The sequence below is a fragment of the Bradyrhizobium sp. STM 3809 genome (genome assembly GCF_000239795.1).
Taxonomy (GTDB): domain Bacteria; phylum Pseudomonadota; class Alphaproteobacteria; order Rhizobiales; family Xanthobacteraceae; genus Bradyrhizobium.
Genome location: NZ_CAFJ01000304.1, coordinates 1 through 5,029, shown reverse-complemented (window position 1 = coordinate 5,029; position 5,029 = coordinate 1). Strand labels below are relative to the sequence as shown.

The 5,029-nt window shown below is 66.9% G+C and carries 4 protein-coding genes and 1 tRNA gene; 1 reads left to right on the top strand and 4 read right to left on the bottom strand.

Going from position 1 to position 5,029, the window contains the following annotated elements; translation table 11 throughout:
• From BRAS3809_RS16985 to BRAS3809_RS16970, 4 genes are all read right to left on the bottom strand, one after another.
• Positions 1–913 (bottom strand): alpha/beta hydrolase (locus BRAS3809_RS16985; protein WP_035656531.1); only part of this gene is annotated, 913 nt, incomplete at its 3' end.
• A gap of 175 nt (positions 914–1,088) precedes the next feature.
• Positions 1,089–2,630 carry a WS/DGAT/MGAT family O-acyltransferase gene (locus BRAS3809_RS16980; RefSeq protein ID WP_008963336.1) on the bottom strand — a complete coding sequence of 514 codons (1,542 nt, stop codon included), beginning with the start codon at positions 2,628–2,630 and terminating at the stop codon, positions 1,089–1,091.
• A 644-nt stretch (positions 2,631–3,274) separates the two neighbouring features.
• Positions 3,275–3,348 (bottom strand) — tRNA-Gln (locus BRAS3809_RS16975).
• Positions 3,349–3,503: 155 nt separating this feature from the next.
• Positions 3,504–4,205 (bottom strand): TetR/AcrR family transcriptional regulator, encoded by a 702-nt coding sequence (locus tag BRAS3809_RS16970; protein ID WP_008963335.1) that lies wholly within the window; start codon positions 4,203–4,205, stop codon positions 3,504–3,506.
• Between the two features lie 155 nt (positions 4,206–4,360).
• Here BRAS3809_RS16970 and BRAS3809_RS16965 point away from each other — a divergent pair.
• Positions 4,361–5,029, top strand: a 669-nt coding sequence (locus BRAS3809_RS16965) for a sulfatase-like hydrolase/transferase (RefSeq protein WP_035656530.1), incomplete at its 3' end; no start/stop codon positions are given.

The following is a 5,029-nucleotide window of genomic DNA, read 5'->3' as shown; positions in this document are numbered from 1 at the left end:
CCTTCACCAGGTATTTCTCCAGGTCGGGCACGAGCTTCTCCATGCCATCGGCGGCCGAGGGCGGCAGCACGTGATCGTTCTCGGCCATGATCATGAGCGATGGCACCCGGACTGTCTGGTCGAGATCCGCCGAGCGCTGCCAGTTGCGGGTGAAGTTGCGGTACCAGTTGATGCCGCCGGTGAAGCCGGTGCGCTTGAAGGTGTCGACGAACACCTGCTTTTCCTCCGCCGACAGGATCGGCGCGCGCGGATCGTGCCGGGCGTCGTATTTGGCGATCATCTGCGGAAAAGCGAGGTTGACCCGCGGCGAGGCGCCGACGCCGGCGACGGGCTTGTCAGGCGGCGCGTCGTCGCTGCGCGGTGCGGGCTTGCGCATGAAGGCGTCGAAGGTCTGCTCGACGCGGCCATCGAAGATCTTGTCGGCCGCGCGCGAGGGGTCCTGGAACTGCACGATATACATGTGCTCGCCGAAACGCTGCCGGAATAGCTCGATCGGATCGATCGGCGCGCGCGGCAGATGCGGGGTGTTGACCCCGACCACGCCCGCGACCCGCGCAGGGTGCCGCAACGGCATTTGCCAGACGATGAAGCCGCCCCAGTCGTGGCCGACGAAGATCGCCTTGTCGATCTGGAGGTGATCGAGCAGCCCGACGAGGTCGCCGGTCAGATGCTCCATGTCGTAGTCCTCGACCGCCTCGGGACGGTCGGTCGCGCCATAGCCGCGCTGGTCCGGCGCGATCACGCGCAGGCCGGCCTCGCTTAGGGCCTTGATCTGGTGGCGCCAGGAGAACGCAATTTCCGGCCAGCCATGGCAGAGCACCAGCGGCGGCGCATCGGTCTTCGGGCCGGCGTCGTAATAGCCCATGCGAATGCCGTTGGTGGTGGCGAACTGCAGCGGAGGCATGTCGATCATGGTCATTTCCTCAACTCGATGGACGCGACACGTTTCTCGGTCTGGCCTGCGGACACTGCTCACCTCTCACGCCGGGCGAGAGGTCGCAGCGATCCTGCGCGGCGGGGGAGGGGCAGTCGTCACGACCGCGCTTTGGGAAGCGGCGCGCTCATCTCGACACATCATGCTCGGACGGCTAGCTCGCCGCACTCTGGCGCGGCGCCGGTGCGAACGCCTTGTCCAGCAGCTCGAACTCCTCGGGCAACATGTTGCACAGCACCTCCACATGCGGGATGATGTTGGCGCCCGCGATGAACCCGAAATCGAGCTGGTCGCGATAGCTCTGCACGGTGATGTTGAGCGCGAGCCCGTGGGCCGAGATCGAGACCGGAAAGATGTGCAAGAGCTCGGCACCGGCGGCATACAGCGTCTGCCGCGGTCCCGGCACGTTGGAGACCGTGATGTTGCCGACCGGCGGCAGCACGTCGGACATGTTGGAGCGGCTGTAGAGCAGCGCCAGGATCTGCACCAGAATCGGAGCGCCCAGCATGGAGACGTTGGAGACCTGCGGCATGAAGGCGCGCAGCGGATGCGACATCTCCTTCGACTTGGTCGACTGCGCGATGATGGTCTGCAGCCGCTCCCTGGGATCGGCGATGTCCGTGGCGATGCCGCAGATCATGCCGAACACCTGGTTGTTGGCCTCGGTGTTGCCTTCCTCGCGCAGCGAGATCGGCACCGCGGCCGTCATGGATTTTTGCGGCAAGGCCCCTTGCTGGTCGAGATAGCGGCGCACCACGCCGGAGGCCAGCGCCAGCACCACGTCGTTGAGCTTGCCCTCCGCCCGCTTGGCGAGCGCCTTGGCGCGCGACAGCGAGATCGAGGCGCCGGCAAAGCTGCGCTCCGAGGAGATCGACTTGTTCAGGATGGAGGGCGGCGAGGCCATGCTGGCCAGACTTCGGCGCGACGCGGGATCGGAGGCCTTGCCGACCACGTCCGAGACGCTTTGCAGCATCGCGGGGATGCTGCCGGCGAAACGAAACGCGCTCTCGATCTGGTACATGGCGTTGTCGAACAGGATCGAGCCGAGATCGCTCTTTCCCGAGCGCGGCAGCTGGATGGCCTTGGCGACATCGGCGTCGAGCGGCTGGCTCCACAGCTGGGTGTAGGCGTCGAGGAGGGTGGCGGCGATGTCGCGGGGCTGCTGCCCGGCCTTGGGCCGCGCGCTCGGCGGATCGACCTGCCGCGGCACGGGCGTCACGTCGTAGATCATGTTGGTCAGCGCCGCGCCGGCGCCGCCGTCGATGCAGGCGTGGTGCATCTTGGAGTAGAGCCCGACCTCGTTGTCCTTCATGCCTTCGAAGACATAGAACTCCCACAGCGGGCGGGCGCGGTTCAGGAGCTTGGCGTGCATCCAGCCGACGATGCGCTCGAGAGTCGCCCGATCGCGCGGCTCCGGCAGGCTGGCCCGGAAGATGTGGCGGTCGATGTCGAACTGATCGTCCTCGACCCAGGAGGGGTGATCGATGTCGAGCGGCGCCTTCTCCAGGCGCGCCTTGAGGATCGGGGCGAGGTGCAGCCGCGAGGCGATCATCGCCTTGAACTGTTCGAAGAAGTCGCCCTTGTGGTCCTCGGGCAGGCGGAAGATCGCCATGCTGCCGACATGCATCGGCATCTCGGGTGTTTCGAGATACAGAAACGATGCGTCAAGCGATGACAGTTTCTTGCCGTCACCCATTTGATCCTCCCCGAATGGACCCGGCGCGTTGGTCGCGCTCGTAAGCCGGTCAGGATATTGCCCATTCCGGGATTGCATATGCAATGGCAAACGGTTCGCGACGTGGCAAATTGCTTAAGCCGCGCTGGGTGTTGAAGGCCTACCTTGCTACCGGTTGATGCCGAGCCCGAGGGCCTGCGCAATCATATGCGGTCCGCCCGGGCGGACCTCATCGACGCAACCTCTGGTGGATGGTTGACGGTGCCGCCGATGCGGCAATTTGGATCGCCTGGGGTCGGCAGCCCAGTGGCCCACCAGCGGCACCGCTCGCCAGATCGAGAGCGGCCCAGGACAGGATGTGGTCGCCGCGTGAACGCGAGAGCAAAGCAGGCCGATGGCAAGGTGCATGTGGCGCGAAGCTTGGCCGGCCCTGGCGTCATCGATATCGCGAAAGCCGGGTGAACTCGGTTGGCAGCTGCCGATCCGCTGAGCCCGTGCTGGACTCGAGCGCTCCGACCCACAGCGGGTGCATGTTGGCAACGAAGCACCGGATCGGCCGATAAGTCGTTGAAAATCTTGCGGAGATACAGCGAGGCCGCAACATAGAGGCAGCCATCAAAAAGGCTGCTGCGGCACGGACGTGCTTACGATCAATAAGCTGGATCTGGCTGGGGAACCTGGATTCGAACCAAGACAAACAGAGTCAGAGTCTGTTGTGCTACCGTTACACCATTCCCCAACGGAATGCAGAGCAGTTTCAACCGGTTGGCGGACTGTCTGGCACCGTTCTGCGAGCCGGCCCCGCGAAGCGGCGGGCGGCGGCGACGCGTCCTTCTACCCGCATGGCGCCGGCTTTGGCAAGCCGCTGGGTGACGGATTTCCAAAGGTCCGCCGCTAACGGCGGCCAGGCGGCTGGCGCGGCGGGGCGCCCGGCGCGGCGCGCAGCATCAGGACGAGGCATGCCGCCAGCCGCTCGGCGATCTCGTCGTCGTCGACCGAGAGCGGGCCGGGATCGTTGAGGATGGCGTTCACCAGGGTGCCGAGCACGACCTGGACGCCGAACGCCACCGCCTTCAGCTGCTCCGTCGTCGCCTCCGGCTTGCGCCGGCCCGCGCCGGTGTGGGCCGCCGGCTGCAGCAGCAGCGCCGCCCGTCGTGACAGCGCCTGCGCGAGATCCTTGAAGCCGGACCAGTTGTCGGGGCCGTGCTCGCCACGGACGAGCGCGGCACGGAGCACGCCCTTGTGACGCCGCATCCACAGCACGGTGCCGCGGACCAGCAGGTGACACTGCGCCTCGATGTCCCCGGCAGGGACTGCTTTGGCCGGCGACAGCTTCAGGAGCTGCTCCCGCCCGTCCTCCAGCGTGAGCGCGAGTAGGGCGTTGAAATAGGCCTCCTTGCTGTCGAACCGGCTGTAGAAGGCCCCGACCGTGGCGCCGATGTCGGCGCACAGCTCGCTGATCGACAGCTCCGCGAGGCTGCGCGTGCGGAGCAGCTCGGCGCCGGCTGTCAGCAGGGCAAGCGTGGTCTCGCGGCTGCGCTGCTGCCGCGACGGCGTCACGCCGGGCAGGTCGATCGTTGCAATCCGCGGGGGCATGACGCCATCTCCATCTAGAACCATAATCATAATTATGATTATGATCTTCGGCAAGCGTGGCAGCGGCAGGCGCGGCGCCGCGGCGGCCATCAGAACGACGGCGCTCCCGCCGGCTCGCGCCTGCCGGGAGGAGAGCGACAAGAGGAGGACGAGCCATGAGCGAGCGGGCATTCGGCGGCACGATCGGCAGGACCATCGCGGGCTCGAAGCCCTGGTGGCCGGCGCCATCGCTGCCGCCCAAGGGCGCGCCGAACATCCTGGTGGTGCTGTTCGACGACGTCGGCTTCTCCGATTTCGGCTGCTACGGCTCGCCGATCCGCACGCCCGCGATCGACGCGCTGGCGGCGCAGGGCCTGCGCTATTCCGGCTTCCACACCACCGCGATGTGCTCGACCACGCGGGCGGCGCTGCTGACCGGCCGCAACCACCACTCGGTCGGCGTCGGCTGCCTCGCCAATTTCGATTCAGGCTATCCCGGCTATCGCGGCAAGATCGCGCGGGAGGCGGGGACGCTGGCGGAGATGCTGCGCAGCCACGCCTATCGCAACTACATGGTGGGCAAGTGGCACGTCACGCCGCTGACCGAGAGCGGCGCGACCGGGCCGTTCGACGGCTGGCCGCTCGGCCGCGGCTTCGACCGCTTCTACGGCTTCCTCGATGCCGAGACCGACCAATATGCGCCCGAGCTCGTGCTCGACAACACCCACATCCCGCCGCCCGGCAGCTACGCCGACGGCTATCACCTCACCGCCGACCTCGTCGACCAGGCCATCCGCTTCATCGCCGACCACACCGCCGACCGGCCCGAGCTGCCGTGGCTGACC

Excerpts from the sequence above, each read along its gene's own strand:
- BRAS3809_RS16980 (WP_008963336.1), bottom strand. The coding sequence starts at position 2,630 with ATGGGTGACGGCAAGAAACTGTCATCGCTTGACGCATCGTTTCTGTAT.
- BRAS3809_RS16970 (WP_008963335.1), bottom strand. The coding sequence starts at position 4,205 with ATGCCCCCGCGGATTGCAACGATCGACCTGCCCGGCGTGACGCCGTCG.